The 25,739-nt window shown below is 63.7% G+C and carries 26 protein-coding genes; 2 read left to right on the plus strand and 24 right to left on the minus strand.

Translation table 11 applies throughout. The features are described 5' to 3' along the window. Nucleotides 1–59 precede the first annotated feature (59 nt). The 5 genes from G557_RS0104695 to G557_RS0104715 form a co-directional block, all read right to left on the minus strand. A complete protein-coding gene (locus G557_RS0104695; RefSeq protein ID WP_028245141.1) occupies nt 60–446 on the minus strand; it encodes a hypothetical protein in 387 nt (128 codons plus the stop codon). Next, nucleotides 443–1,573 carry a flavodoxin-dependent (E)-4-hydroxy-3-methylbut-2-enyl-diphosphate synthase gene (ispG, locus tag G557_RS0104700; RefSeq protein WP_036961382.1) on the minus strand — a complete coding sequence of 377 codons (1,131 nt, stop codon included), beginning with the start codon at nt 1,571–1,573 and terminating at the stop codon, nt 443–445. The genes G557_RS0104695 and ispG overlap by 4 nt, the downstream gene beginning before the upstream one ends. Before the next feature lie 101 nt (nt 1,574–1,674). After that, complete coding sequence (locus tag G557_RS0104705) at nt 1,675–3,042, minus strand: M50 family metallopeptidase (RefSeq protein ID WP_036961148.1); 1,368 nt, start codon at nt 3,040–3,042, stop codon at nt 1,675–1,677. An 11-nt stretch (nt 3,043–3,053) separates the two neighbouring features. Continuing rightward, nucleotides 3,054–4,163, minus strand: a complete 1,110-nt coding sequence (locus G557_RS0104710) for a 1-deoxy-D-xylulose-5-phosphate reductoisomerase (protein WP_028245144.1) — start codon at nt 4,161–4,163, stop codon at nt 3,054–3,056. Further along, nucleotides 4,160–4,960 carry a PP2C family protein-serine/threonine phosphatase gene (locus G557_RS0104715; RefSeq protein WP_028245145.1) on the minus strand — a complete coding sequence of 267 codons (801 nt, stop codon included), beginning with the start codon at nt 4,958–4,960 and terminating at the stop codon, nt 4,160–4,162. Before G557_RS0104715 ends, G557_RS0104710 begins: the two co-directional genes overlap by 4 nt. 171 nt (nt 4,961–5,131) lie before the next feature. Here G557_RS0104715 and G557_RS11755 point away from each other — a divergent pair, with 171 nt between their 5' ends. After that, nucleotides 5,132–5,524: an SIP domain-containing protein gene (locus G557_RS11755; protein ID WP_051224573.1), complete on the plus strand. Its 393-nt coding sequence runs from the start codon at nt 5,132–5,134 to the stop codon at nt 5,522–5,524. A gap of 29 nt (nt 5,525–5,553) precedes the next feature. Here G557_RS11755 and G557_RS0104725 read toward each other — a convergent pair whose 3' ends face one another. The 18 genes from G557_RS0104725 to lysA form a co-directional block, all read right to left on the minus strand. Next, nucleotides 5,554–6,333: a YaaA family protein gene (locus G557_RS0104725; protein WP_051224575.1), complete on the minus strand. Its 780-nt coding sequence runs from the start codon at nt 6,331–6,333 to the stop codon at nt 5,554–5,556. Between the two features lie 129 nt (nt 6,334–6,462). After that, on the minus strand, nt 6,463–6,729 hold the full coding sequence (locus tag G557_RS0104730) for a F0F1 ATP synthase subunit epsilon (RefSeq protein WP_028245147.1): 267 nt from the start codon (nt 6,727–6,729) through the stop codon (nt 6,463–6,465). 3 nt (nt 6,730–6,732) lie between these two features. After that, nucleotides 6,733–8,196: a F0F1 ATP synthase subunit beta gene (atpD, locus tag G557_RS0104735; RefSeq protein WP_028245148.1), complete on the minus strand. Its 1,464-nt coding sequence runs from the start codon at nt 8,194–8,196 to the stop codon at nt 6,733–6,735. A 26-nt stretch (nt 8,197–8,222) separates the two neighbouring features. Beyond that, nucleotides 8,223–9,116, minus strand: a complete 894-nt coding sequence (locus G557_RS0104740) for a F0F1 ATP synthase subunit gamma (protein ID WP_028245149.1) — start codon at nt 9,114–9,116, stop codon at nt 8,223–8,225. Between the two features lie 26 nt (nt 9,117–9,142). Beyond that, nucleotides 9,143–10,780, minus strand: a complete 1,638-nt coding sequence (gene atpA / locus G557_RS0104745; protein ID WP_028245150.1) for a F0F1 ATP synthase subunit alpha — start codon at nt 10,778–10,780, stop codon at nt 9,143–9,145. A 65-nt stretch (nt 10,781–10,845) separates the two neighbouring features. Further along, the gene (locus tag G557_RS0104750) at nt 10,846–11,649 is read right to left on the minus strand and encodes a F0F1 ATP synthase subunit delta (RefSeq protein WP_028245151.1); all 804 of its coding nucleotides are present in this window, start codon (nt 11,647–11,649) and stop codon (nt 10,846–10,848) included. 2 nt (nt 11,650–11,651) lie between these two features. Beyond that, a complete protein-coding gene (locus tag G557_RS0104755) occupies nt 11,652–12,224 on the minus strand; it encodes a F0F1 ATP synthase subunit B (protein WP_051224578.1) in 573 nt (190 codons plus the stop codon). 29 nt (nt 12,225–12,253) lie between these two features. Then, the gene (gene atpE / locus G557_RS0104760; RefSeq protein WP_028245153.1) at nt 12,254–12,484 is read right to left on the minus strand and encodes an ATP synthase F0 subunit C; all 231 of its coding nucleotides are present in this window, start codon (nt 12,482–12,484) and stop codon (nt 12,254–12,256) included. A gap of 44 nt (nt 12,485–12,528) precedes the next feature. Further along, entirely contained in the window at nt 12,529–13,341 is an 813-nt protein-coding gene (atpB, locus tag G557_RS0104765; RefSeq protein WP_245542771.1) for a F0F1 ATP synthase subunit A, read from the minus strand. A 141-nt stretch (nt 13,342–13,482) separates the two neighbouring features. Further along, a complete protein-coding gene (locus tag G557_RS11760) occupies nt 13,483–13,956 on the minus strand; it encodes a Cg1360 family ATP-synthase-associated protein (RefSeq protein WP_051224580.1) in 474 nt (157 codons plus the stop codon). Then, nucleotides 13,953–15,110 (minus strand): glycosyltransferase family 4 protein, encoded by a 1,158-nt coding sequence (locus G557_RS11765; protein ID WP_084627004.1) that lies wholly within the window; start codon nt 15,108–15,110, stop codon nt 13,953–13,955. Before G557_RS11765 ends, G557_RS11760 begins: the two co-directional genes overlap by 4 nt. Next, nucleotides 15,107–15,769, minus strand: a complete 663-nt coding sequence (locus G557_RS0104780; RefSeq protein ID WP_028245155.1) for an L-threonylcarbamoyladenylate synthase — start codon at nt 15,767–15,769, stop codon at nt 15,107–15,109. The genes G557_RS11765 and G557_RS0104780 overlap by 4 nt, the downstream gene beginning before the upstream one ends. Nucleotides 15,770–15,816: 47 nt before the next feature. After that, nucleotides 15,817–16,698 (minus strand): peptide chain release factor N(5)-glutamine methyltransferase, encoded by an 882-nt coding sequence (gene prmC, locus G557_RS0104785; protein ID WP_028245156.1) that lies wholly within the window; start codon nt 16,696–16,698, stop codon nt 15,817–15,819. A 4-nt stretch (nt 16,699–16,702) separates the two neighbouring features. Further along, nucleotides 16,703–17,794, minus strand: coding sequence for a peptide chain release factor 1 (gene prfA, locus G557_RS0104790; RefSeq protein WP_028245157.1), 1,092 nt, complete (start codon nt 17,792–17,794; stop codon nt 16,703–16,705). A 12-nt stretch (nt 17,795–17,806) separates the two neighbouring features. Then, entirely contained in the window at nt 17,807–19,744 is a 1,938-nt protein-coding gene (rho, locus tag G557_RS11770; RefSeq protein WP_051224583.1) for a transcription termination factor Rho, read from the minus strand. A gap of 136 nt (nt 19,745–19,880) precedes the next feature. Beyond that, entirely contained in the window at nt 19,881–20,807 is a 927-nt protein-coding gene (thrB, locus tag G557_RS0104800) for a homoserine kinase (protein WP_051224586.1), read from the minus strand. A 17-nt stretch (nt 20,808–20,824) separates the two neighbouring features. Then, a complete protein-coding gene (locus tag G557_RS0104805; protein ID WP_028245159.1) occupies nt 20,825–22,147 on the minus strand; it encodes a homoserine dehydrogenase in 1,323 nt (440 codons plus the stop codon). A 60-nt stretch (nt 22,148–22,207) separates the two neighbouring features. Beyond that, nucleotides 22,208–23,641 carry a diaminopimelate decarboxylase gene (gene lysA, locus G557_RS0104810; RefSeq protein WP_028245160.1) on the minus strand — a complete coding sequence of 478 codons (1,434 nt, stop codon included), beginning with the start codon at nt 23,639–23,641 and terminating at the stop codon, nt 22,208–22,210. A 123-nt stretch (nt 23,642–23,764) separates the two neighbouring features. Here lysA and G557_RS11775 point away from each other — a divergent pair, with 123 nt between their 5' ends. Next, nucleotides 23,765–25,126, plus strand: a complete 1,362-nt coding sequence (locus G557_RS11775; RefSeq protein WP_036961153.1) for an MFS transporter — start codon at nt 23,765–23,767, stop codon at nt 25,124–25,126. Nucleotides 25,127–25,136: 10 nt separating this feature from the next. Here the strand turns inward: G557_RS11775 and G557_RS0104820 are convergent, their stop codons facing one another. Beyond that, a complete protein-coding gene (locus G557_RS0104820) occupies nt 25,137–25,739 on the minus strand; it encodes a serine hydrolase (RefSeq protein WP_028245161.1) in 603 nt (200 codons plus the stop codon).

The following is a 25,739-nucleotide window of genomic DNA, read 5'->3' on the forward strand; positions in this document are numbered from 1 at the left end:
GGTTCATCCTTCACAGATTCGGGTGAGACCATCGTATACCGCACACCGCGCTGCGCTGATCAGAGAAAGCGGTCGGGCAGATTGTCTGGGTCGGGCTCAGGGGGCGGCCCGGCGAATCGCCAGGCAGCCGCGAGCAGCGCCACGATTGAAATGCCGTCAACAACCCACCACAGCACCTGGTTGACGTCGTACCAGATCGGCAGAAATACCACAGCGACAGCAGCCAGCAGGATGCCCCAGCCCCGCTGCGAGATTCTGAAGCAGTTGACGGCCAGAAACACCGCCGCCGCAGCAACACCCACAGTCAGCAGACGTCGCCAGACGAGACCGGCTCCCTCGAAATCGACGAACAGCAGCACCACCGCGGCCAGCGCTGAGACGATGGCGATGGGACGAAACGCGCGCATCGCATCCGGCAGCTGCGGTTCGTTTGATGAGGTGCTCATGCGGTGATCACCTCGACGTGGGCATCGTCGCTGGCGGGCAGATCTGCGGCCAGCCGGTTGGCCTCGGCGATGAGCGTCGCCACGATCTCGCTTTCGGGCACGGTCTTGACGACCTCGCCCTTGACGAAGATCTGCCCCTTGCCGTTGCCGCTGGCCACGCCGAGATCTGCATCGCGAGCTTCGCCAGGCCCATTGACCACACAGCCCATCACGGCCACTCGCAGCGGCACCTTCATGCCCTCGAGCCCTGCGGTGACGTCTTCGGCCAAGGTGTACACATCGACCTGGGCGCGGCCGCACGACGGGCATGAGACGATCTCAAGCTTGCGTTCGCGCAGGTTCAACGATTCGAGAATCTTCAGCCCAACACGCACCTCTTCGATGGGTGGAGCCGAGAGTGACACACGGATGGTGTCGCCGATGCCCTCGGCCAGCAGCACGCCGAAGGCCACCGAAGACTTGATGGTGCCCTGAAAGGCAGGGCCGGCTTCGGTGACGCCCAGGTGCAGCGGCCAGTCACCTCGCGCCGAGAGCTGGCGGTAGGTCTCGATCATCACCACCGGGTCGTGGTGTTTGACCGAGATCGCGAAATCGTGAAAGCCGACGTCTTCGAACAGCGAGGCCTCCCAGACGGCCGACTCGACCATCGCCTCGGGAGTGGCTCGGCCGTATTTCTCGAGCAGGCGCTTATCGAGCGAGCCGGCGTTGACACCGATGCGCAGCGCCACACCGTGGTCGGAGGCGGCCTTCGCGATATCGGCGATCTGATCGTCAAACTTGCGGATATTTCCGGGGTTGACGCGCACGCCAGCGCATCCGGCTTCGATGGCCTGAAACACGTAGCGCGGCTGAAAGTGAATGTCTGCGACAACGGGGATGTTCGAGTGGCTGGCGATCGCCGGCAGCGCGTCGGCATCGTCTTGGCTCGGCACCGCCACACGCACGATATCGCAGCCCGCGGCGGTGAGTTCGGCAATCTGCTGCAACGTGGCACCGATGTCGGTGGTCTTGGTGGTGCACATCGACTGCACACTCACCGGAGCGTCGCCGCCGACCGCGACGCTGCCAACCTGGATCTGCCTGGTCTTGCGCCGCGGCGCGAGCACCTGCTGCGGTGCCTGCGGCATGCCGAGATTCACTGCTGCCACGATGTCTCCTCTGTGCCCTTGTACTGGGCGCTCAGCGGTGCTGCGATGCACCGCGCAACTCAAGTCTAGTGACGCCGACCTCAGCCGAAGATTTGGATCGGTTTGACCAGATCGGCGTAGATGAGCATGCCGCCGGTTGCCAGCAGCACTGCGAACACCACCACCGTCAGCGGCATCAGACGTGCGGCGTCGAACGGGCCTGGATCTCTGCGGCCGGTCATGCGGGCAACCGCGCGGCGCAGCCCCTCCCAGAGTGCGCCGAAGATGTGCCCGCCGTCGAGGGGCATCAGCGGGATCATGTTGAAGGCGAACAGCGCCACGTTCAGCGAAGCGGCCAGACCGATCAGTGACGCCACCTTCTCGCTCAATGAGATCTGGTCACTCGCCGTGAGCTCACCGGCCACTCGCCCGACACCGACCACGCTCATCGGCCCATCGGGGTCGCGAGCCTGATCGCTGAATGCGGCCTGTGTGGCGGCCACCACTTTCTGCGGCAGGCTGATGATGCCCTCGGCCGCCAGCTGCAGGTTGTCTCCGACGGCAGTGAATGCCGCAGTGATGGGTTGCCGCACGCGCGTCGAGGTCGGCGAGATGCCGATGAACCCTACCGTCTCGGTCTGCTTTGTGCCATCGGCGTTGGTTTGCACCCGCCCGAACTTGTCGTAGACATAGCGCGTGCTGGCCTGCGGGGTGAGATCGAGTGAGACCACCGCGTTGTCGCGCAGCACCTGCACCGTCACCGTCTGACCTGCCAGCGGCTGCACGATGGTCTGCACATCGCTCCACTGGTTGACGTCTTCGCCGCCGATCGACAGCACCTGGTCACCCGGCAGAAGCCCCGCTGCAGCCCCCGGCGACAGTGGGTCAGAGTCGGTGCACTCGGTCTGCGTGCTGTCGGCCGCAATCACGCACTGCGACACCGTGGCCAGCGTGGTCGTGGACTGCACCGTTCCGAAGCCCATGACGAGCACGGCATAGCAGACCAGCGCGATCAGCAGGTTCATCACCGGGCCGCCGAGCATCACGAGCAGACGCTTCCAGACCGGCTGCCGGTAGAAGGTGCGGTGCTCGTCGCCCGGGGCGATCGTGTCAGCACTCGCGCGCCGAGCGTTGCGCACCATCTGCGCCAGGCGGCGGCGCGATACGGTGATCAGCCCCGGCTTGGTGCCGTCTTTCTGCGCAGACTCCTCACTGGCGTCAACCGCCTCATCAGGCGGAAACATGCCGATCATCGAGATGTAGCCGCCCAGCGGAAAGGCCTTGAACCCGTATTCAGTCTCACCGCGGCGCCAAGAGATCAGGGTGGGGCCGAACCCGATCATGTACTGCTCGACTTTGATGCCGAAACGCTTAGCCCAAAACAGGTGCCCCAGCTCATGCAGGGCGATCGAGACCGCGATGACAAACGCGATCGCGATGATGCCGACGATGTACCAGAGGATGTCCATGATCTCCGATGCTATTCCGTAATGCTGTGTGCTGCCTGATCGGCTGCTGTCCGAGCCCATTGGTCGGCGGCGAGCACACCACGCAACGTCACGGGCTGCTGCGACCGCTCGTCGGCCGCCCAAAGGTCGAGCGTCGCCCGAATTCCGGCGACGATGTCAGCGAAGGCGATATTACCGGCATGAAACAGCGCCACCAGGCGTTCGTTGGCACCGTTGAACACCGCCGGCCAGCTCCCCGCTCGCGTGCCGGCTTCGCGCGCGAGCGCCACCGCACCGAACACTGACTCATCGATGGGTTCGAACTGCCACTGCCATGCGCGGCTCCAGTCGACCGCAGCCGTGGCCTTCGGCACTCGGTTCGGCCAGTCGAGAGCCAAGCTGATCGGCAGACGCATGTCGGGCGGCGACACTTGGGCGATCGTGCTGCCGTCGACGAATTGCACCATCGAATGCACCATCGACTGCGGATGCACGACCGCGTCGATGCGATCGTAGGGCACATCGAACAGATAGTGCGCCTCGATGATCTCGAGCCCCTTATTGACCAAGGTGGCCGAATTCGTGGTGACCAGCGGCCCCATCTGCCAAGTCGGGTGGTTCAGCGCCTCGGCTGGTGTCACAGCGGCCAGACGCTCTTTCGTATACCCGCGAAACGGCCCGCCCGACGCCGTCAACACTAGGCGATCTACCTCAGCGCGCTGCCCGGAGGCGAGGCACTGCGCAATGGCCGAGTGCTCTGAGTCAACCGGCACGATTTGACCGGGAGCTGCCAGTGCGCGCACCAAGTCTCCGCCGATCACCAGGCTCTCTTTATTGGCCAGAGCCAAGGATGCCCCACTTTCGAGGGCCGCAACGGTCGCCTCGAGACCCGCCGAGCCGCTGATCGCATTGAGCACGACATCCGCTGAGGTGGTGCGCACCAGCTCGGCCGCAGCGCTGGCACCCAGCGCAAGTTGAGCATCCGGCACGCCGAATCGAGCCGCCTGTGCTCGCAGCTGGGCTTGGTCAGAGCCAGCAGCCAAGCCGACGACCGCAAAACGATCGGGATTGCGCGCGATGATGTCAAGGGCCTGCGTGCCGATAGAGCCGGTGCTGCCCAGCACGATCACCCGACGAGTCAATGCGACTCCTCGGCAGCGTTTTCTGCCGTCTCGACCTCGGTGTCGACGACAATGACGCTGACGTTGTCGCGGCCGCCGTGCTCGAGGGCACGCGTCACCAGCTCACGAGCGGCCTCGAATGCGCCGGGATGCTCGCTGAGCACCTGTTCGATCTCGCTGTCGTGCAGCTCTTTGGTCAGGCCGTCAGAGCACACGAGCAGTCGCAGCGGCCAAGCCAGGCCGATGTGCCACAGGTCGGGCCGTGGATCCATATTGAAGCCGACCGCACGAGTGATCGAGTTGCGCGCGGGATGAATCTCGGCGTCTTCGGGTGCCAACTGCCCAGAGTCGATCAGATCTTGCACCACGGAATGGTCTCTGGTGATCTGCCGCAGGGCCAAGTCGTAGTAGGCATAGACCCGCGAATCGCCGATGTTGAACACCAGCCACCCGACATCGTCGTGCTCTGCGCTGAACGCCACGCCCGTGATGGTCGACCCCGACTGCCCATGTGCCTGGGCAGAGATCTCTTCGACTTCACGGCTGGCCGACACCAGCGCATCATAGAGCTGGCGACCGGTGAAGTCTTCGCTGAGGTGGCTGAGCCCGGTCACGATTGCCGATGATGCACGATCGCCCGCCTCGTGACCACCCATGCCGTCGGCCACGGCGAACAGTGCTGGCGTGGCAATGAGGCTGTCTTCGTTGCGCTCACGACGGTGCCCGGTGTCGCTGAGCGCGCCCCATTCGATCACCACGTTGCGGCCGTCATCAAGCTCACGCCGCAGACTGCCTCGGTCTGTTCCGATCACGGTCATGTGGTGTTCCGCCCTTTCAGATGCACCTCCCGGTGAATGCCCGGTCGTCTTCGGCGCATGACTGGTCACAAGTCTACGGCCCGAGAGCGGTACACCCATCACGGCGCGCGCCGCGAAGGCAGACATTCAGGCTGTACTTTTCAGGGTCGCCTAACTTAGACTGGATGAACTATGAACATCGAGTACTCAGCCAGTGCTTGGCATCCGTCGCAGTCCCGGCGTTTCATGATGGCCGGTGACGAAACCGACCTCCCCATGATCCAGCTCATGCTTTCCGCGCTGCCCGAGCGCGCACATGGCCAGGTGTTCATCGAGTATCGCCCTGAGCAGACCACTCCGGTGGCCCTCCATGCTCCAACGCGGGTGAGCGTACATTGGCTGCCCACCATTGAAGAGCATCACGGCGAGGTGTTGGCTCAGGCCATCGATCTGTGGCGCAGCGAGTTCCTCACCGCTCCCGACTTCGACGACCCCGGCGAGTTCCAAGTCTGGATCGGCTGCGCCTCATGCCCCATCGTCGCTGAGCTCAATCGCACCATCGCGTCACAGGCACAGCCTCTGTAGCACTCCCCCTCATTTGAGCCTCATAGAGCTCAAATGATCAGCTGCGCAGACCCCGGTGCGCCAAGCTCGAATTCTGCACCGAACGTCGCAGCCGCAGCACGCACATCGCTCCAGACATCGCCGTTGGCCGGCGCATCCTTGTCACCGTGCTCGGCCAAGGCCCGCACCAACTGCCCCTTGGCCTGTTTGTTGAAGTGGTTGAGCGCTCGAGTGGCACCATCAGCACTGCGAGTGACCACCTCGACCCACACGGCATGCTCGTGGTGCGGCAACGGAGCCAGCGCTGCGTAGGCCTTCGACCGCAGATCGAGCACACCGCGACCAGCTGCAAGTGAGTCAGCCAGTACCGCGCTACCGACCTCATGCCACACTGCGCCAAGGTCGAGTGCCGATTTTTTGAGCCCGGCAGACAAGCGGTACTCCGGAATGCTGTCGCCCACCGAGATGATGCCCCAAAGCGCTGATTGCACGTAGACATGCGCTGCGCTCCATGAGCGTGCGGTGGCAGACAGGTCATCAGCATGCAGTGCCGAGTAAAGCACGCCGGTATACCGCTCGAGCGCGAGCATCGTGCGTGCATCGGTCAGCTCAGCGTTCGCATGGATGGCCTCAGCCTGTTTCGCTGTCAGCCCAAGCACCTGCCGGGCTCGGTCGTGGTTTTTGCACAGCGTTTCGAGCCAGGTGGTCACCTGCTCGCGTGCTGCGCGCTGTTGGTCGGCAAATGCCAGATCGTCGAGATCAACGGGCGGCAGTTCGCCACCGCGAGTTTTGGTCTCAGAGGGTGGCAACAGCACCATCAGGTCACTCATAGACTTATCCAATCGTGTTTCACGGTGCGTGAAGGCAGCTGATTTGCTGCAGCAACGCGACAAGGCGCCCACCCGAAGGTGGACGCCTTGTCGACACAGAGAAGAACACGCCGAAGCGCGTCGTGGAGACTACGCAGCCAGTTCGGCCTGCCGAGCGACGACACGCACGGCATCACGCTCGACCGACAGGAAGCCGTCTGCAGCGGTCAGTGCGAGCACCGACCCGTCGGCCAGCGTGACCCGCACTGGGCCATCGCCAAGCACGGCGAGCAGCGGCTCGTGACCGGCGAGCACGCCGATCTCACCGTCGACGGTGCGAGCAACCACCTGGGTGGCCTTGCCCGACCAGACGAGCTGTTCTGCCGAGACGATCTCGACGTCGAAAGGCTGTGCCATGACTTACTCCCCGAGGCTCTTCTTGATCTCGGCCCACTTCTTGAACACATCGTCGAGCGGCCCGACGTTGTAGAAGGCCTGCACCGGGATGTTGTCGACCTCGCCATCGCAGATGGCCTTGAAGCCTTCGATAGTGTCTTTGATCGACACCGTCGAGCCCTCGACGCCAGTGAACTTCACGGCGGTGTAGGTGTTCTGCGAGAGGAACTGCTCGATACGTCGAGCGCGCTCGACGACGATCTTGTCTTCTTCGGAGAGCTCGTCCACACCGAGGATCGCGATGATCTCTTGCAGCTCTTTGTTCTTCTGCAGAATCTGCTTGACGCGAATCGCAGTGTCGTAGTGATCCTGGCCCACATACTGCGCATCAAGGATGCGCGAGGTCGAGGCCAGCGGATCAACGGCCGGATACAGACCACGGCTGGCGAGGTCACGAGTCAGGTTCGTGGTCGCATCGAGGTGCGCGAACGTCGTGGCCGGAGCCGGGTCGGTGTAGTCATCGGCGGGCACATAAATGGCCTGCAGCGAGGTGATCGAGTGACCGCGTGTCGAGGTGATGCGCTCCTGCAGCTGCCCCATCTCGTCGGCCAGGTTGGGCTGGTAGCCCACGGCTGAAGGCATACGACCCAGCAGGGTCGAGACCTCAGAGCCGGCCTGGGTGAAACGGAAAATGTTGTCGATGAACAACAGCACGTCTTGCTGCTGCTCATCGCGGAAGTACTCCGCCATGGTCAGCGCAGACAGTGCCACACGAAGGCGCACGCCCGGCGGCTCGTCCATCTGGCCGAACACCAAGGCGGTCTTGTCGAGCACCCCAGCGTCGTCCATCTCGTGGATCAGGTCGTTACCCTCACGGGTGCGCTCGCCGACGCCAGCGAACACTGACACGCCATCGTGGTCTTTGGCCACACGGGCGATCATCTCTTGAATAAGAACCGTCTTGCCCACACCAGCACCACCGAACAGGCCGATCTTGCCGCCCTGCACGTACGGGGTGAGAAGGTCGATGACCTTGATGCCGGTCTGGAACTGCGTGGTCTTCGACTCGAGCTGGTCGAAGCGCGGCGGCTCGCGGTGGATCGACCACCGGGTGTCGAAGGTGACCTCTTCGCCTTCAGGAGCGTTGAGCACGTCACCAGTCACGTTGAACACGCGGCCCTTGGTGGCGTCGCCGACCGGCACCGTGATGGGTGAGCCGGTGTCAGTGACCGCCTGACCGCGCACGAGGCCGTCAGTCGGCTTCAGCGCGATGGCGCGCACAAGGTCGTCACCGAGGTGCTGAGCAACCTCGAAGGTGATCTTGAGCGAGCTGCCGGCGACCGTGACCTCGGTCTCCAGAGCATTGTTGATTGGCGGCAGTGCGTCGTGTGCGAACTCGATGTCCACGACAGGACCGGTCACGCGCACGATGCGGCCGACGTTGGTGGTCGCCGTGTCGGCGGCCTCCGTCTTGGTTGCAGTAGCCATGTCTCTCTTCTCTTCTGTGTCGTCGTCTAGTTGGCGAGTGCGTCGGCGCCACCGACGATCTCGCTGATCTGCTGGGTGATCTCGGCCTGACGGGCGTTGTTCATCAACGTCGAGTAGGTCTTGATCAGCTTGTCGGCATTGTCGGAGGCAGCCTTCATCGCGCGCTGGCGGCTGGCCTGCTCACTGGCAGCTGACTCCAGACGCGAGTGGTAGATGCGCGATTCGATGTACCGCGGCAGCAGCAGATCGAGCACCTCGTCGGTCTCCGGCTCAAACTCGTAGAGCGGAGTGGCATCGGATGCCGGGGCAGCTTGGCCTTCGACCACCTGCAACGGCAGCAGACGCAGCACGTCGGGCTTCTGGGTGACACGATTGACGAACTTGGTGTAAACGAGATGAATCTCGTCAACACCGCCGTCTGCGCCACCCTTCAGGTACGACTCCACGACCTTCTCGCCGATTTCGTGAGCAACCTCGGCACTGGGCTTCTCGGTGTCACCAGTCCAGCTGGCCACGAAGGGCCGATTGCGGAACTGGTAGTAGTTCACCGCCTTGCGGCCCACCAGGTAGAAGTCGACTTCTCCTCCGCGGTCACGCAGCAGGTTGGCCAGCTGGTCAGCCTCTTTAAGCACGGCAGACGAGAACGCACCCGCCAGACCGCGATCCGAGGCGAACACCACGATCGCCGAGCGACGAACCTGATCACGCTCCCGCAGCAGCGGGTGATCGATGTTCGTTGACAGCGCCGAGACCGCGGCGACGGCGCGAGTGATCGCTTCGTCGTATGGTTTCGCGGCTGCGGTGCGCTGCTGTGCCTTCTGGATGCGTGAGGCGGCGATCAGCTCCATGGCGCGGGTGATCTTCTTGGTCGTCTGAGCAGACTTAATCTTCTGCTTATAGACGCGAAGTTGCGCTCCCATGTCTGTTCCTCCTTATCGTCTCAGGCTTACTTGCTGTTCTTAACGAGCTTGGCCTGATCGATCTTGTCGGCATCAAGAGCGGAGTCGTCTTCGGCGCCCGGCTCGGCGAGGCCCTTGACCTCTTTCTCGACGAAGTTCTTCTTGAACTCAGCGACCGAGGATTCGAGCTTGGCGACGGTTTCGTCTTCGAGCTTGCCCGAGTCACGCAGCACATCGAGCACGTCGGTGTTGCGCTTCAGGTAGTCGAGGAACTCGTGCTCGAAACGCAGCACGTTGTCGACGGCGACATCGTCGAGTTTGCCGGTGGTGCCCAGCCAGATCGAGACGACCTGATCCTCGACGGGGTACGGGCTGTACTGCGGCTGCTTGAGCAGCTCAGTCAGACGAGCACCGCGCTGCAGCTGCTGCTTCGACGCCGCGTCCAGGTCTGAGGCAAACATGGCGAATGCTTCGAGCGAGCGGTACGAGGCAAGTTCGAGCTTGAGCGTGCCAGACACCTTCTTGATGTGCTTGCGCTGCGCGTCGCCGCCCACACGCGAAACCGAGATGCCCACGTCGATGGCGGGGCGCTGGTTGGCGTTGAACAAGTCGGACTGCAGGAAGATCTGACCGTCAGTGATCGAGATCACGTTGGTCGGGATGAAGGCCGAGACGTCGTTTGCCTTGGTCTCGATGATCGGCAGAGCGGTCACCGAACCGCCGCCCAGCTCGTCAGAGAGCTTGGCCGCACGCTCCAGCAGGCGGGAGTGTAAGTAGAACACGTCGCCGGGGTAAGCTTCGCGGCCCGGCGGACGACGCAGCAGCAGCGACACGGCACGGTAGGCCTCAGCCTGCTTTGACAGGTCGTCATAGACGATGACGGTGTGCTTACCCTGGTACATCCAGTGCTGGCTGAGCGCCGAGCCGGTGTACGCCGACAGGTACTTGAAGCCAGCCGGATCTGATGCCGGCGAAGCCACGATGGTGGTGTATTCGAGAGCGCCGGCCTCTTCAAGAGCAGCCTTCACGCTGGCGATGGTCGAGCCCTTCTGGCCGATGGCGACATAGATCGCACGCACCTGCTGCTTCGGGTCGCCGGTCTCCCAGTTCTTGCGCTGGTTGATGATGGTGTCGATGGCAATGGCGGTCTTGCCTGTCTGGCGGTCACCAATGATCAGCTGGCGCTGCCCGCGACCGACGGGGATCATGGCGTCGATTGCCTTGATACCGGTCTGGAGTGGCTCATCGACGCTCTTGCGGCTCATCACGTTGGGGGCCTGCAGCTCGAGCTCACGACGGGTCTCAGCCTCGATCGGGCCCAAGCCGTCGATCGGATTGCCGAGCGGGTCGATCACACGGCCGAGGAAGGCGTCGCCGACAGGCACCGAGAGAATCTCGCCGGTGCGCTCGACGCGCTGGCCTTCGGCGATGCCGACGTACTCACCGAGCACGACAACGCCGATCTCGTGCTCTTCGAGGTTCTGAGCCATGCCCAGCACGCCGTTCTCGAAGCGAACCAGCTCGTTGGCCTGCACACTGGGGAGGCCTTCGACATGCGCGATGCCGTCAGCCGCGCTGATCACATACCCCACCTCGGCCTTCGTCGAGGAAGCCGGCTGATACTCATCAGCGAACTCCTTCAGGGCACCCCGGATGTCTTCGGGGCTGATTGTCACTTCTGCCATCATGTTCCTTCGATTTGTTGGGGCATGCACCCCGATGTACACCTGTTCAGTTCTCGCGAGAGCGGCTAGGCGATGGCCTGGCGCAGCTGCTCGAGTTTCGTCTTTGCGGATGAGTCGATGAGCGTGTCACCGAGGCGCACCACGACGCCGCCGATGAGGGTGGGATCGACTGCGACGTTCACATGCACCGGGCCGCCGGCCTCGGTGGTGAGCGCCTTGGCCAGAGCTGACCGCTGCTGGTCGGTGAGCGCAGTCGCCGAGCGCACCTGGGCGACTTTGCGCCCTACGAACCCGGAGACGACCGCGGCGATCTCGTCGAGACGACGAGACACCTTGGAGCCACGCACCTGCGCGACTGCACGCTCGGTCAGTGCGATCGCCTCGGGGCTGACCTGTGTGCCGAACAGCCGCTGAATCAGCGCTGACTCGGCCTCGCGGTGCTCACCGGGGTTGGTGAGCGTGAGCTGCAGCTCGCGGGAGCCGCTGAAGACCTGGGCAATTTCGAACAATTCACGCTCGAGCTGCTCGATCGTGTTGTTCTTGGATGCCGTCTTGGCCACCGAGAGCACGCCCAGCGTGTCGACGGAGGACACCAGCTCGTCGGGAGTAGACCACCGCAGCGCGGCGATCTTTTCGACGAACGTGAGCACAGCGGCCGGCACATGACCGCTGAAGATCTTGGTGATCACCGCCGAACGCTCGGCTGGTTCGGTGGAGGGGTCGGCGACGACACCACGCAGCTGGGCGCTCTCACCGAGTGTGTCGGCGACGGTGAACAGTGCCGAGGCGTAGTCGAGAGTGCCCGAGACCGTGCTGCGCGTGAGCGTGGCCCGTGCCTCTTTGAATGACTGTGTGGTGGCGTTGCCCATGCTTACTTCGCCCCTGCCTGGTTGTCGCTGTCGGACTTCTCAAGGTCGGCCAGGAAGCGATCGACCACAGCCTTGGCCTGATCGTCAGCGCTGAGCGACTGACCGACGACCTGCCCGGCGAGATCGACTGAAAGCACGCCGATCTCGCTCTTGAGCTGCTGGAAGGCCGACGTGCGGTCTGCCTCGATCTGGGCCTGAGCCTGCTCTGAAATGCGCTGCGCCTCAGCCGTAGCCTGAGCCTTCAGCTCTGCAACGATCTGCGCACCCTCGGCACGAGCATCGTCACGGATCTGCTGGGCCTCGACACGAGCCTCTGCCAGCTGTGCGTTATAAGACTCGAGCGCAGCAGATGCCTCCGCCTGTGCCTTCTGAGCCTGCTCGATGCCACCTTCGATCTTCTCTGAGCGCTCGTCGAGTGTCTTCTGCAGTTTAGGAACCACAGACTTCCATACGAATACGAGCAGCACCAAGAAGATGATGAGTGACAGCAACCAGTCATAGATGGCCGGTGCGAGGATGTTGTGCTCCTCCTCGGCGGCCACAGTGACCGCTGACAGAGCTGCGAATTGCGCCATGTGTGTGCCTTACGTCTGGAGAGAACGGTTTAGGAGAAGATGAAGCCTGCAGCCAGACCGATCAGAGCCAGGGCCTCGGTGAAGGCCACAGCGAGGAAGAAGGTGGTCTGGAGACGGCCAGCGAGCTCAGGCTGGCGAGCGATAGCCTCGACGGTCTTGCCACCGGCGATGCCGATGCCGATGCCGGGGCCGATAGCAGCCAGGCCGTAACCGATGGTGTTGAGGTTGCCGCTGATGTCAGCAAGTGAGTTGATGTCCACGGTATGTGTTTCCTTCCATAGTGTGACCGGAGGTTTCCGGTCGCTTAGTGCTCTTCTGCCAGTGACGACTGAATGTAGGCGGTTGTCAGAAGAGTGAAGATGTATGCCTGCAGCACTGCGACCAGCAGCTCGAACAGGGTGAAAGCGAAGCCGAAGGCGAACGTGACCGGGGCGATCAGCGTGAACAGGCCGCCGGCACTGAACAGGAAGAACCAGGTTGCGCTGAAGCAGAGCACCAAGATGAGGTGACCGGCCACCATGTTCATCAGCAGTCGGAGGGTCAGCGAAACGGGACGGATGATGAAGGTCGAGAGGAACTCGATGGGGGTGACCAGCACGTACATCAGCTTGGGCACGCCGGCGGGGAACAGCGCGGCTTTGAAGTAGCCGAGGCCGTTCTTTTTGATGCCTGCGTAGATGAAGACGATGTAGGCGACCACGGCCAACACGAGCGGGAAGCCGATCGTGGAGGAAACCGCGATGTTGAAGCCCGGGATGATACCGGTGATGTTGAACCCGAGGGTGACCACGAAGATAGTGAACAGCAGCGGCACGAAGCGCTGGCCGTCTTTCTTGCCCAGCATGTCTTCGGCGATGTTCACGCGGATGAAGTCGTAGAGCAGCTCGAGCAGGCTCTGCCCGCGACCCGGCACCAGCTTGAGCTTGCGGGTGCCCAGCCACAGCACCAGAACGATGGCGATGGCCACCACGATGCGGATGAGGCCGATGCGGTTGAGTTCGAAGGGAGTGCCGGCGAAGAACACGGCATCAGGGAAGAACTCGCTGATGCTCGGCGCGTGGAATTCCCCGTCTGCCGCTACGAACGATGTGGTCAGCGGTGTCAGCGCGTGAGTCAAAAGATCATTCTCCTGAACGATGGCCGCAGTGAGCACTACGGAGCGTAACGGATGCTTTGGCGATCATGGTACTTCTGAACCGCCACGTAGCATTGTAGCAATGATCCCACGCTGTGAGCGAACCGAACGGCGATTGGTCGCTCATTCGTGTGCAGAATCGTCGTCAACGTATGGCACACGGGTGCGCATCGCTGCGTAGGTGTCGGCAGCGAGTGAGCCCAAGATCGCCGCCACGATGCTGCCGAAGAGCACCGGTTTCACCACGAATGAGGCCTGTGCGACCAGCGCGAGCAGCCCCATGAACACCACGATCTTCACAAGCCATCCGCCCATCACGATGCCCAAGAATGAGACTCCGCCGAAACGCGACCCCAGCCAGAGACTGAGCGCGGTGATCACCGCGAACACGACGGCCAAGCCCGCACCGACCAGGGCGCTGAGCAGGCCATCCACCGACCGATCGGGAGCACCGACGAACCAGCCGATCACTCCCCCGACCACGGCGACGACGGCGCCGAGAATCACGGTGAGCGTGGCGGATTTGCGCACGACTGCGGTGAGCGCGGGATTCGCGCGTCGAACCACGGGTACGGGCTGTTGGGGTGCGTCGATCATTGGGCGTCCTCGTTTCGGGGTGGGAATCGTCGGGCGGCGAGCTGCAATTCGTTGGGGATGCGGGGCCCCCACCCCAGCGCTGGCTGCAGCACCGGCCAAAAAGTCAGCAGCGTACACACCAGCACGCCGATGACAAAGAAACCGACCACCCACCACCAGCTCCAGAGCATGAACAGGAAGCAGGAAAGCGAGAGCACGAGCGTCCAGCTGTAGAAGACCAAGACGGCGGTATAGGTGTTATGACCGAGGTTCAGCAGCCGGTGGTGCAGGTGCCGCCGATCTGGGCTGAACGGAGATTTGCCTGCTGCGACTCGGCGCACGACCGCGAGCATGAAGTCGATGAACGGCAGGGTGAACACGACAACGGGCACCAGCAGTGGCAGCCAGACACTCGAATCGGCCATGATCTCGGGGTCGATCTGCCCGGTGACCGAGACCGCAGATGCGGCCAACAGCATACCGAGTAGCAGCGCACCGGAGTCACCCATGAAGATGCGCGCCGGATGCCAGTTCCAAGGCAGAAACCCGATACAGCCACCGATGATCAGTGAGGTGACCAGCGTTGCGGTATTGAAGTAGTCGGTCGGCGATGTGCGGATGGTGAGCAGATACACGTAGAAGAAAAAGACTGTGGCTGCGATGAGCATCACCCCAGAGACCAGCCCGTCGAGACCGTCGATGAAGTTCACCGCGTTCATGGCCGCGACGATAAACAGCGTGGTGACTATTGCGCTGACCAGACCCGAGCCGATGAGTGTGCCGCCGATCGGCAGCGACACGATTTGAAACCCCTGCCAGACCAGGATGCCGGCCGCGAGAAACTGCCCGGCCAGCTTCGAATACCACTCCATGTCCCAGAGGTCGTCGAACACCCCGATGAACACAATGAGCAGGCTGGCCAGGGCAAGCGCGGCAATGGATCCGCGGTGCCGAAATACCTCGTCGAACCAGCTGAGGCGCCCGGCTGCTGCGAGGCCCAACATGATGCCGCCGAAGATGGCGATGCCGCCGATACGCGGCGTGGGTCTGGTGTGCACGTCTCGCGCACGGATGGCCGGGTAGATATGAAAACGCAGTGCGACGCGCAGCACCACCCAAGTCAGGCAGTACGTTGACAACGCCGCGATGAATGCGACGAGAAAGTACCCTCTCACGCCACCGTGACCTTGTCTGCGCCGATGACCTCGGCGAGCTGCTCGACCGTGACCCCGCCCTGGCGCACCACGCTCACCGAGCCGGTGGTCTTGAGCAGGGTGGTGTCGACAATGGTCGATGAGACTCCGCTGGCACTGGTGCCGTTGTCGAGGTAGACCAACACGTCGTTGCCCAGCTGCTCTTGGGCCTCGGCAGCCGTGGTAGCTGCCGGTTGACCGTGTTTGTTGGCGCTGGAGACCGCGAGCGGCCCGTTGTCGTCGAGCACAGCACGCGCCACCGCTTCGTCGGGCACACGCACGGCAACGGTGCCCTGCGTGTCACCGAGATCCCAGTTCAGGCTGCCCCGTGCGTTGACAATGAGCGTGAGCGCTCCGGGCCAGAAGGCCTTGGCGAGTCGTTCGACCTCGTCGGGTACCTCTTCGGCCAGCGCGTTGAGGCCGGCAATCGAGCCGATGAGCACCGGCGGCGGCGACTGCCGGGTGCGGCCTTTCGCCTTGAGCAGCTCGTTGACCGCACTGGGCGAAAACGCATCTGCGGCGATGCCATACACCGTGTCGGTGGGCAGCACAACCAAGCCGTCACGTTTGAGCGCGACCTTGGTGCGACGCAGCCCCTCGAGCAGCTGTGACGCGTCGTGACAGTCGAATACTTCACTCATCGCGGTCTGATCCCATCGCTCGGTCGTGCGCTCTCACCCGAGTCAGTCTAGTCGGCGCTTGGTCGAGCCGTGGTGAATCGAACTCTGCCGGTCAGGTCTCGGTGGGTGCACACGCTGTGCCATCCGGCGGCGCGCAGGATGCCCGCGACAGCTTCACCCTGCTGCTCGCCGTGTTCGAGTGCGAGCAGCCCGTCTGAGGCGATGGCAGCGCGGGCCGGCTGCGCAACGGCTCGAATGAAGTCGAGCCCGTCGTCACCAGAGAACAATGCAATCGCCGGGTCGTGCAGGGCATCGCTGTCGATCAGAGGTTGTGCGAGAGGCACATAAGGCGGGTTCGAGACGATGATCGACCACTGCTCGCCGGCCTGGTCACGCAGGTCGTCCAGCGCGTCACCGGCGATCAGAGTGACCCGAGATCTCGGCTCGAGCGGCGCCAGCGCCGCGATGTTGCGCTCGGCCCAAGCCAAGGCCTGCGGGTCGCGCTCGACAGTTCGCACCTGCGCGCCGGGATGTTCGAGTGCCACGGAGAGGGCAATGGCCGCGCTGCCCGTGCACGCCTCGTATACCCGCACCGGTGCATCGAGCTCTGAGACTGCGCTCAGATGCTCGAGCACGAGCTGCACGAGCAGTTCGGTTTCGGGGCGGGGCACGAAGACTCCGGGGCCAACCGCCAGGGTGTGCCCGCGAAAGTCAGCCTGGCCCAACACGTGCTGCAGAGGCTGCCCGCCGGCACGCTGAGAGGTGAGAGCGTGGACTGTGGCGACCACGGCATCCGTCGTCTCATCACCCAGCAGAGCGTGCAGATCGAGCCAGGCGAGATCGCAGTCTGCGGCGTGCGCCACGATGAGCCTGGCCTCGGCTTGCGGTGACTTCACCTCAGCCGCGCTCAGCGTGGCGGCAGTTTGAGCGAGCAGGTCGCTGAGCCGCATGGGCTCAGTCGTCGCTTTCGGCCAGCGCCGCCAGTCGGTGTGCTTCGTCGGCTTGGATGGCCGAGTCGATCACCGGGTCGAGGTCGCCGCCAAGCACGTGGTCGAGGTTGTAGGCCTTGAACCCAGTGCGGTGGTCGGCGATGCGGTTCTCTGGGAAGTTGTAGGTACGGATGCGCTCAGAGCGATCCATGGTGCGGATCTGGCTCTTGCGTGCAGCTGACGCCGCCTCATCGAGCTCTTCTTGCTGCTTGGCGAGCAGACGCGCACGCAGCACGCGCATCGCGGCTTCGCGGTTCTGAATCTGCGACTTCTCGTTCTGCATCGACACCACGATGCCCGTGGGAATATGCGTGATGCGCACGGCAGAGTCGGTGGTGTTGACCGACTGACCGCCCGGCCCTGATGAGCGATAGACGTCGATGCGCAGATCGTTCTGATTGATCTCGACCTCTTCGGGCTCGTCAACTTCAGGGAACACCAGCACGCCAGTGGTCGACGTATGGATGCGCCCCTGGCTTTCGGTCACCGGCACACGCTGCACGCGGTGCACGCCACCCTCGTACTTCAGGTGTGCCCACACGCCATCAGCTGGGTTGTTCGAACGCCCCTTGATGGCCACAGACACATCTTTGTAGCCGCCCAGATCAGACTCGGTCTTGTCGAGCAGCTCGACTTTCCACCCCTTCGACTCGGCATAGTGGGTGTACATGCGCAGCAGGTCAGCGGCGAACAGCGCTGACTCCTCGCCGCCTTCACCGCCCTTGATCTCGAGGATGACATCGCGGCCGTCGTCGGGATCACGCGGAATCAGCAGACGGCGCAGCTTCTCGGCCGCCTCGTCGTGCGAGGCCTCGAGCGCAGGCACCTCGGCTGCGAATGACTCGTCTTCGTGCGCAAGCTCACGCGCAGCCTCGAGGTCTTCACCCGTGCTCTGAAACTGCTCGTAGGCCACCTTGATGGCGTTGAGCTCGTTGTAGCGACGGTTGAGTTTCTTGGACAGCGCCGGATTGGTCACGACATCAGGGTCGGCCAGGCGAGACTGCAGCTCGGTGTGCTCGTCGAGCAGACGGCCGACCGAGTCGAACGTGGAACTCACTGCGGTGACGGCTTACTTGTCGTGACCGGTGACCGGCGACTTCTGCATGCGCATCAAGAACTCGACGTTCGACTTGGTCTCTTTGAGGCCGTTGAACACGATTTCGATGGCCTGCTGGGCCTCGAGGCCAGCCAGCGCGCGGCGCAGCTTCCAGACGATCTTGAGTTCGTCTGCCGGCAGCAGCAGCTCTTCGCGACGAGTGCCCGAGGCGTTGATGTCAACCGCCGGGAAGATGCGCTTGTCGGCCAGCTGGCGTGACAGGCGAAGCTCCATGTTGCCCGTGCCCTTGAACTCCTCGAAAATGACTTCGTCCATCTTGGAGCCGGTCTCGACCAGCGCCGAGGCAATGATCGTCAGCGAGCCACCGTTCTCGATATTGCGAGCCGCACCGAAGAAGCGCTTCGGCGGGTAGAGCGCCGAGGCGTCGACACCACCTGAGAGAATGCGCCCCGATGCCGGAGTGGAGAGGTTGTAGGCGCGCCCCAGACGAGTGATCGAGTCGAGCAGCACCACCACGTCGTGCCCGAGCTCAACCAGACGCTTTGCACGCTCGATGGCGAGCTCGGCAACCGTGGTGTGGTCATCGGCCGGGCGGTCGAAGGTCGAGGCGATGACCTCACCCTTGACCGTGCGCTGCATGTCGGTGACCTCTTCGGGACGCTCGTCGACGAGCACGACCATGAGGTGCACCTCGGGGTTGTTTGTGGTGATCGCGTTGGCGATCTGCTGCATGATGATGGTCTTGCCGGCCTTCGGCGGGGCCACGATCAGGCCGCGCTGCCCCTTGCCAATCGGCGACACCAGGTCAATGACACGACCGGTGATCTTCTGCGGTTCGGTCTCGAGGCGCAGGCGCTCCTGGGGGTAGAGCGGGGTCAGCTTCGAGAACTCGACGCGCTTGAGTGCCTCTTCAACGGTCTGGCCGTTGACCGAATCGACGCGCACCAGCGCGTTGTACTTCTGACGTGAGCTACCGTTGTCGCCGTCTTTGGGCTCTTTGATGGCGCCAACCACGGCGTCGCCCTTGCGCAGACCATACCGCTTGACCTGACCGAGCGAGACGTAGACATCGCTGGGGCCGGGCAGGTAGCCGCTGGTGCGCACGAATGCGTAGTTGTCGAGCACCTCGAGCACGCCAGCGACGGGCAGCAGGGTGTCGTTTTCGTTGATCTCGGGCTCTTCGTCACGGCCACCGCGACGCTTGTTGCGATCACGGTTGCGGTTGCGGTTGCGGTTGCGCCCGCGACGCCCCTCGCCCTCGCCCTGACCGTCGTCGTGCTGGTGACCGCGGTCGCCGCCTTCGTGGCGATCGCCCTTGTCTGACTTCTCGTTTTTGTCGGCTTTGTCAGACTTCTCAGACTTGTCGTTCTTGCTCGACTGCTCGCCCTGCTCGTCGTGCTCGTCGGTGTTGCCGTTGCCGTTGCCGTTGCCGCGCCCACCGCGGCCTCGACCGCGGTTGCGACGCCCCTCAGAGCGGTTCGCCTCGCTCTGTTCGTCGGTGCCGGCCTCACCCTGCCCTGCAGGTGCAGCCTCAACGGCTGCGGTCTGTGCTTCGCCAGACTGGGCTTCGGCAGATTCAGTGTTGGTCTGCTCTGCGGCACGACGCGGAGCACGAGTGCTCTTGGGCTGCTCGGCAGCAGCCTCAGCGGCTGGCTCCGTCGTCGACTGCGTGGCGGCCGGCGCCTCAGCGGCAGCTTCGGCCACATCGGTGGTGGGAAGGGTTGCGCGACGCGAGCGGCGCGGCGCGGAGGCTGCGGGCTCTTCGGTGTTCGCAGCCGCGCTCGGGGTGCTGGCGGCGGTACCGGCACGATGGGCGGTGATCGCCTCGACCAGTTCGCTCTTGCGCAGCTTGACACCCGAGATGCCCAGCTCGGCGGCCAGGCTCTGCAGCTCGGCGACGCGCAGCGAGCTCAGCTTCGGGGATTCGTTGGTGTTGTTGACGTCAGTCACAGAGATTTTCCTCTCGCCCTGCCAAATGGCCAAGGAGATTCGATGATCGACATTCGATCGTCATATCAGATGGACACACGAGAAAGTGAGCTTCGGTGCCACAGGGGTAGATGACCGAGAGGATCACCTCTCAAAGTCACAACTCCACCCTAGCACCTTGTGTCGCGATCGGCAGCCGATGCATGCTCCAGTGCACGCCGGGAGTGTCGAGCGGGTACTGCTGCACAGCGTCGGCCTCAGCAGCGTCGCGGGCCAGCACCAGTACTGTAGGTCCGGCTCCGCTGAGCACTGCGGCGTGCCCGCGCGAGCGCAGACCGGAGATGAGCTTGGCCGTGGCAGGCATCGCCTCAGCTCGATAGGGCTGATGCAGGCGGTCTTCGGTGGCCTCGAACAAGTTCTCGGGTGCTCCCTGCAGCGCCTGCACGAGCAGCGCCGCGCGAGAGACGTTGAACACCGCATCGGCCAAGGGCACCTGGTCAGGTTGCAACAGCCGGATGGCGTTGGTCGCGGCGGCATAGTCGGGTACGAAGATGACCGGGGTGATGTCTGCAGCGATCTCGATGCGAGCCGCGGCTGGAGCACCGGCCGCGTCAAGGTACGCCACTGTCGCACCGCCGTAGACCGCAGGAGCAGCATTGTCGGGGTGCCCTTCGATGCGAGCCGCGTGAGCGAACACCTCATCGGGGTTCGGCACCCTTCCGGTGGCCAGAGCCAGTGCCGCCGCCAGTGAGGCGATCACCGCTGATGCTGACGACCCCAGCCCGCCCGACTGCGGGATATCGTTGATCGCCCGCACTCGCAGCCCGCCAGGCCGCACGCCCAGATGCTCGAGCGTGTCAAGCAGCACACGCACCACCAGATTGGTCTCGTCGCGAGGCAGCTCGTCTGCTCCCGTGCCCTCGATCTCGAGGGTGACTCCTTGGCCGTCGACCGGGGTGACCTCGACGGTGTTCCAACGGTCGAGCGCCAACCCCAACGTGTCGAAGCCCGGCCCCAGATTGGCCGCAGTTGCGGGCACCGACACGCTCACGCGTGAGATCGAAGTGCGCATGTCGTCAGGCATCAGTGTGCTCCCCTGTCTCAGATTCCCTCGACGCGGATGACCCCCGCGACCTCATGCACAGCGGCGATCGAGCCGAGCTCGGCGACCGTGCGCTGCAGACGACCCTCATGAGCGGGGTGAGTGATGATGATCAGACGCGCGGTGCCGGTGGCTGCCTCGCGGGCATCCGGGCCGGCTGCAACCTGGCTGAGATCGCGCACCGAGACCTCGTTGCGACTGAGTACTGCGGCAACCTGCTCGAGCACCCCGGGCAGATCAGCCACATGCAGCGTGATCTGCCAGCTCGAGGTGACCTCGCTGATGTCTGCCACGCGCAGGTTGGCGTCAAAGGTGACGTATTCAGCGGGAGCCCCGCGCACAATGCGGCGTGCGGCCAGAACGAAGTCGCTCAGCACCGTCGATGAGGTCTCGACACCGCCGGCACCTGCCCCATAAAACATGAGATCACCGGCGTCGAGCGCCTCGACGAAGATGGCGTTCTTGCCGCCATGCACGGCTGCGAGCGGATGACTGACCGGCACCAGCGCCGGATAGACCCGGACGTTGACAGCCTCGGACTCGCCCGGCTCGACCTGCAGCCGCTCGGCGATGGCCAGCAGCTTGACGACAAATCCGCCCTCTTTGGCCGCGGTGAGCTGTTCGGTCGTGAGCTTGGTGATGCCCTCGGTGTACACGGCATCGCGCGGCACGTGGGTGTGGAAGGCGAGCCCGGCCAGAATGGTCGCCTTAGCGGCCGCGTCATGCCCTTCGACATCGGCGGTGGGGTCGGCTTCGAGATAGCCCAGATCGCTCGCCTCTTTGAGCGCTTCGTCGAGGGTGATCCCAGCCTGATCGATGCGATCGAGCACGTAGTTGGTGCTGCCGTTGACGATACCCAGCACCCGGTTGATGCGGTCGCCCACCAGCGAGTCCTGCAACGGCCGGATGATCGGGATCGCTGCGGCAGCTGCGGCCTCATAGTAGGTCTCTGCTCCGCCGGCCCGCCCGACCTCGAAGAGCTCAACCTGGTGCGCAGCAAGCAGCGCCTTATTCGCGGTGACCACGTCTTTGCCCTGACGCAGCGCTCGTTCGATGTAGGTGCGTGCCGGCTCGATGCCGCCGATCAGCTCGATGACGATGTCGGCACGGTCGATGAGCCCCTCGGCATCGGTGGTGAACAGTTCGGCGGGCAACTCGACGTCACGCCGCCCGGCCGGGTTGCGCACGGCAATGCCGATCAGTTCGAAGTCTGCGCCGATGCGCTGCGCGAGCTCGGCACGTCGCTCGATCAGCTGCCGCGCGGTCTGCGCCCCAACCGATCCGGCGCCCAGCAGCGCGACCTTCAATGTGCGTTCAGTCATCTTCTTTGCTCCAGCTCTCCGGCCAGCTGACCGGGTGTTCACAATACGTTTCGATCAGGGTCAGATACCGGTGAGGCCGGCATCGCGAGCAAGCAGGGTCTCGATACTCTCGCCGTGCACCAGCACCCGCGCCTCGCCGTCTTCGACGGCCACGATGGCCGGTCGCGGCAGCATGTTGTAGTTCGACGACAGCGAGAAGCAGTATGCCCCGGTGTCGGCCACCGCAAGCAGGTCGCCACGGCGCACGTCGGCGGGCAGGTAGTCGTCGTTGACGACGATGTCGCCTGATTCACAGTGCTTGCCCACCACTCGCACCAGCTGCGAGTCAGCTTCACTGCGGCGCGACACCAACGCGGCGTGGTAGTCGGCACCGTAAAGCTCTGGGCGCGGGTTGTCACTCATGCCGCCGTCGACTGACACGTACCGACGCACATTGTCGACACCCTCACCCACCTGCACGTCTTTGAGTGTGCCCACTTCGTAGAGGGTGACCCCTGAACGACCCACGATGAGCCGACCGGGCTCGATCGCGATGCGCGGCACCGGCACCCCGAACCGAGCCGCTGCACTCGCCAGCGCCTGAGCGATATCGGTGGCGATGGTCTCGATAGAACGGGGCTGGTCGGCCTCGGTGTAGGCGATGCCGAAGCCACCGCCGATGTTCAGCTCTGGCACCGGCCCAGTCTCGGCGAGCCGCGCATGCACCTCGAGCAGACGCCCGATGGCCTGATCGAACCCGGCGGCATCAAAGATCTGCGAGCCGATATGTGAGTGCAGCCCCACGAACTCGAGGTGTTCTTCAGCGCGAATGGCCGCCACTGCCTCGTCGACGTCGGCGAGCGCAACACCGAACTTCTGATCTTCACGTGCCGTGGCCAGAAACTCATGCGTGGAGGCGTGCACGCCGGTGGTCACGCGCAGGCGCACTCGCTGGCGATCGGCGATGGGATGCAGGGCATCGGCTTCAGCGTGGGCGTCGGTGAGTGCCGCTGAGAGCAGTCGCAGCTCGTCGAGTGAGTCGACGACGATAGTGCCGACCCCGATGCCGATGGCCGCACGCAGCTCGGCGTAAGACTTGTTGTTGCCGTGCAGGCCGATGCGCGCGGGATCGATGCCCGCCGCAATGGCGATCGCGAGCTCCCCACCAGTCGAGACGTCGATGTTGTACCCGGCGTCACGCATCCAGCGCACCACATCTGCAGTGAGCAGGGCTTTGCTCGCGTAATACGGAGTGAGCTCGGCATCCACCGTGGCCAAAGCCTGGCTGAAGGCCTCGCGCACCCGGCGCGCCTGCGCAACCACTGTGGCACGGTCGATCACATACAGCGGAGTGCCATACTGCTCGGCAAGCTCGAGCACTGAAACTCCCCCGATGCGCACCGCGCCATCGTCTTCTCGGGCAGTGGTGTCGGGCCAAAGCGCCACGTCGAGAGCATTGACGTCTTGAGGCGGCAGCAACCAGTCGGGGGCAAGAGGATTCGCGCGGGTGTTCACCGCATCAGTCTAACCGGCTGGCCCGGGTGTAGCCTTGTGCGCAACGACGACCGCCCCTCCCCCTGAGGCACGGCCGCATCGCACCCGTGATTATCAATGGCGATAGCGAAAGGTTGTTCCGTCATGTCCTCCCCCAACTCCACATCTGGCCCCTCGGCGAATACCGGCCGCCACCCGTCGGTCGCCGGCAACGTGATCCGCGGCTCGCTCGGCAACCTGATCGAGTGGTACGACTGGTACATCTACACCGCCTTCAGTGTGTACTTCTCCGCCTCGTTCTTTCCCGACTCTGACCCCACGGTCGAGCTGCTGCAGACCATGGCGGTCTTCTCACTGGGCTTCATCATGCGCCCGATCGGCGGTTGGTTCTTCGGGCGCTACGCCGACCGCCACGGCCGACGCTCCGCACTGACGCTCAGCGTCGTGCTGATGGCCGGCGGCTCGCTGATCATCACGATCACCCCCGACTATCAGACGATCGGCGTGGTTGCGCCGATTCTGCTGCTATTGGCTCGCGTGGCACAGGGCTTTTCGGTGGGCGGCGAATACGGCACCTCGGCCACGTATCTCTCTGAGGTTGCCACCCCGGGGCGCCGCGGCTACTACTCGAGTTTCGCCTACGTCACGCTGATCTCAGGCCAGCTGATCGCTCTGCTGGTGCAGATCGTGCTGCAGCAGTTGATCAGTGAGGATGCGATGCACACGTGGGGTTGGCGGGTGCCGTTTGCGATCGGCGCGCTTGGTGCGATCGCCGTGATGCTGTTGCGTCGTGGCATGAGTGAGACCATTGCAGTAGCCGACGCTGCCACCGAAAAGAAGGGTGAGAAGGCTGGGTCGCTGGCCTTGCTGTTCAAGTACCCCAAGCAGTTCTTCATCGTGCTGGGGCTCACCTTCGGCGGCACGATCGCCTTTTACACCTACACCACCTACATGCAGCAGTTCATGGTGAACACCTCGAAGATCGACAAGCCGACGGTGACGTTGATCAACTTCTTCGCGCTGCTGATCTTCGTGGTGCTGCAGCCGGTCTATGGCTGGATCTCTGACCACATCGGCCGCAAACCCCTGCTGATTTTCTTCGGCGTGGGCGGCACGCTGTTCACGGTGCCGATTCTGTCGACGCTGGCCGGCGTGCACGACCCGTTCGGCGCCTTTGCCCTGATGCTCGGCGCGCTGGTGATCGTCGGCGGCTACACCTCGATCAACGCAGTGGTCAAGGCAGAACTGTTCCCGGCAAAGGTGCGCGCGCTCGGTGTGGGGCTGCCCTATGCGCTGGCCAATGCCCTGTTCGGCGGCACGGCCCCCACTGTGGCGCTGTGGCTGAAGAGCATCGGCCATGAGAACTGGTTCTACTGGTACGTCACCGTTGCGATCTTCGTGTCGCTGCTGGTCTACGTGTGGGGTCTCACCGATCACCGCAAGGTGGCCACCGAGCTCGATCGGGATCAGGCCGAACGCGACGCGCAGATTCGAGCCGGGGCCTGAAGGCCTCCGCTCAGCTGTTGAGCTCTTCGTACACGGCGCTCGACAGCTGAGCGATCTCGCTCTCGAGCGCGCCCTCAGAGCCCAGCACTGTGATGATGTAGGTGCTCGACTCCCCCCAGACCAGGGCGGCGTCGCTCTGTGTCCAGCCGCTCTCGATCTCAAGCCATCCCGGCTTGTCGGCGACCACCACACCATCTGGCAGGCCGGCTGGCACACGAGTGCGCCATACCTGCGCCTTCATGTGGTCAAGCAGCAGCGTGGTGGATGCGTCAGACAGCGCCGTGCCCGCATACAGACGCTGCAGCAGCGCAGCCTGATCGTTCGTGCTGGTCTGTTTGCCGTCGTAGCCGCCCGACGAGTCGAGTAGCACCTCGGTGTTGGTGTACCCGGCTTCGGCCCACATCGAGTTGATGCGGTCGTTGCCGACGACCAGACGCAGATACACCGAGCAGTCGTTGTCAGACTGCTCGATCATCTTCGTCAGACACCCCGAGACCGTCTGCCCAGTGCTGAGAGTTTTGTTCAACGAGATCACGCCCTCGTCGACTAGCTGCAGGGTGGCCCAGGCGATGAACAGTTTGATGGTGCGCCACATCTGGCGCACAGGCGCCAT

This window comes from Pseudoclavibacter soli DSM 23366, assembly GCF_000423505.1.
GTDB classification, from domain to species: domain Bacteria; phylum Actinomycetota; class Actinomycetes; order Actinomycetales; family Microbacteriaceae; genus Pseudoclavibacter_A; species Pseudoclavibacter_A soli.

Bases quoted from the DNA above. Each gene is read 5' to 3' on its own strand.
- G557_RS0104705 (WP_036961148.1), bottom strand. From the start codon at position 3,042: ATGGACATCCTCTGGTACATCGTCGGCATCATCGCGATCGCGTTTGTC.
- G557_RS11755 (WP_051224573.1), top strand. From the start codon at position 5,132: ATGAACATCGAGTACTCAGCCAGTGCTTGGCATCCGTCGCAGTCCCGG.
- G557_RS0104820 (WP_028245161.1), bottom strand. From the start codon at position 25,739: ATGGCGCCTGTGCGCCAGATGTGGCGCACCATCAAACTGTTCATCGCC.
- G557_RS0104695 (WP_028245141.1), bottom strand. From the start codon at position 446: ATGAGCACCTCATCAAACGAACCGCAGCTGCCGGATGCGATGCGCGCG.
- thrB (WP_051224586.1), bottom strand. From the start codon at position 20,807: ATGCCTGACGACATGCGCACTTCGATCTCACGCGTGAGCGTGTCGGTG.
- G557_RS11760 (WP_051224580.1), bottom strand. From the start codon at position 13,956: ATGATCGACGCACCCCAACAGCCCGTACCCGTGGTTCGACGCGCGAAT.
- atpA (WP_028245150.1), bottom strand. From the start codon at position 10,780: ATGGCAGAAGTGACAATCAGCCCCGAAGACATCCGGGGTGCCCTGAAG.
- G557_RS0104740 (WP_028245149.1), bottom strand. From the start codon at position 9,116: ATGGGAGCGCAACTTCGCGTCTATAAGCAGAAGATTAAGTCTGCTCAG.
- G557_RS0104750 (WP_028245151.1), bottom strand. From the start codon at position 11,649: ATGGGCAACGCCACCACACAGTCATTCAAAGAGGCACGGGCCACGCTC.
- prmC (WP_028245156.1), bottom strand. From the start codon at position 16,698: ATGCGGCTCAGCGACCTGCTCGCTCAAACTGCCGCCACGCTGAGCGCG.
- G557_RS0104780 (WP_028245155.1), bottom strand. From the start codon at position 15,769: ATGAGTGAAGTATTCGACTGTCACGACGCGTCACAGCTGCTCGAGGGG.
- G557_RS0104805 (WP_028245159.1), bottom strand. From the start codon at position 22,147: ATGACTGAACGCACATTGAAGGTCGCGCTGCTGGGCGCCGGATCGGTT.
- G557_RS0104715 (WP_028245145.1), bottom strand. From the start codon at position 4,960: ATGACCGTGATCGGAACAGACCGAGGCAGTCTGCGGCGTGAGCTTGAT.
- G557_RS0104755 (WP_051224578.1), bottom strand. From the start codon at position 12,224: ATGGCGCAATTCGCAGCTCTGTCAGCGGTCACTGTGGCCGCCGAGGAG.
- ispG (WP_036961382.1), bottom strand. From the start codon at position 1,573: ATGCCGCAGGCACCGCAGCAGGTGCTCGCGCCGCGGCGCAAGACCAGG.
- G557_RS11775 (WP_036961153.1), top strand. From the start codon at position 23,765: ATGTCCTCCCCCAACTCCACATCTGGCCCCTCGGCGAATACCGGCCGC.
- G557_RS0104725 (WP_051224575.1), bottom strand. From the start codon at position 6,333: ATGAGTGACCTGATGGTGCTGTTGCCACCCTCTGAGACCAAAACTCGC.
- G557_RS0104730 (WP_028245147.1), bottom strand. From the start codon at position 6,729: ATGGCACAGCCTTTCGACGTCGAGATCGTCTCGGCAGAACAGCTCGTC.
- atpD (WP_028245148.1), bottom strand. From the start codon at position 8,196: ATGGCTACTGCAACCAAGACGGAGGCCGCCGACACGGCGACCACCAAC.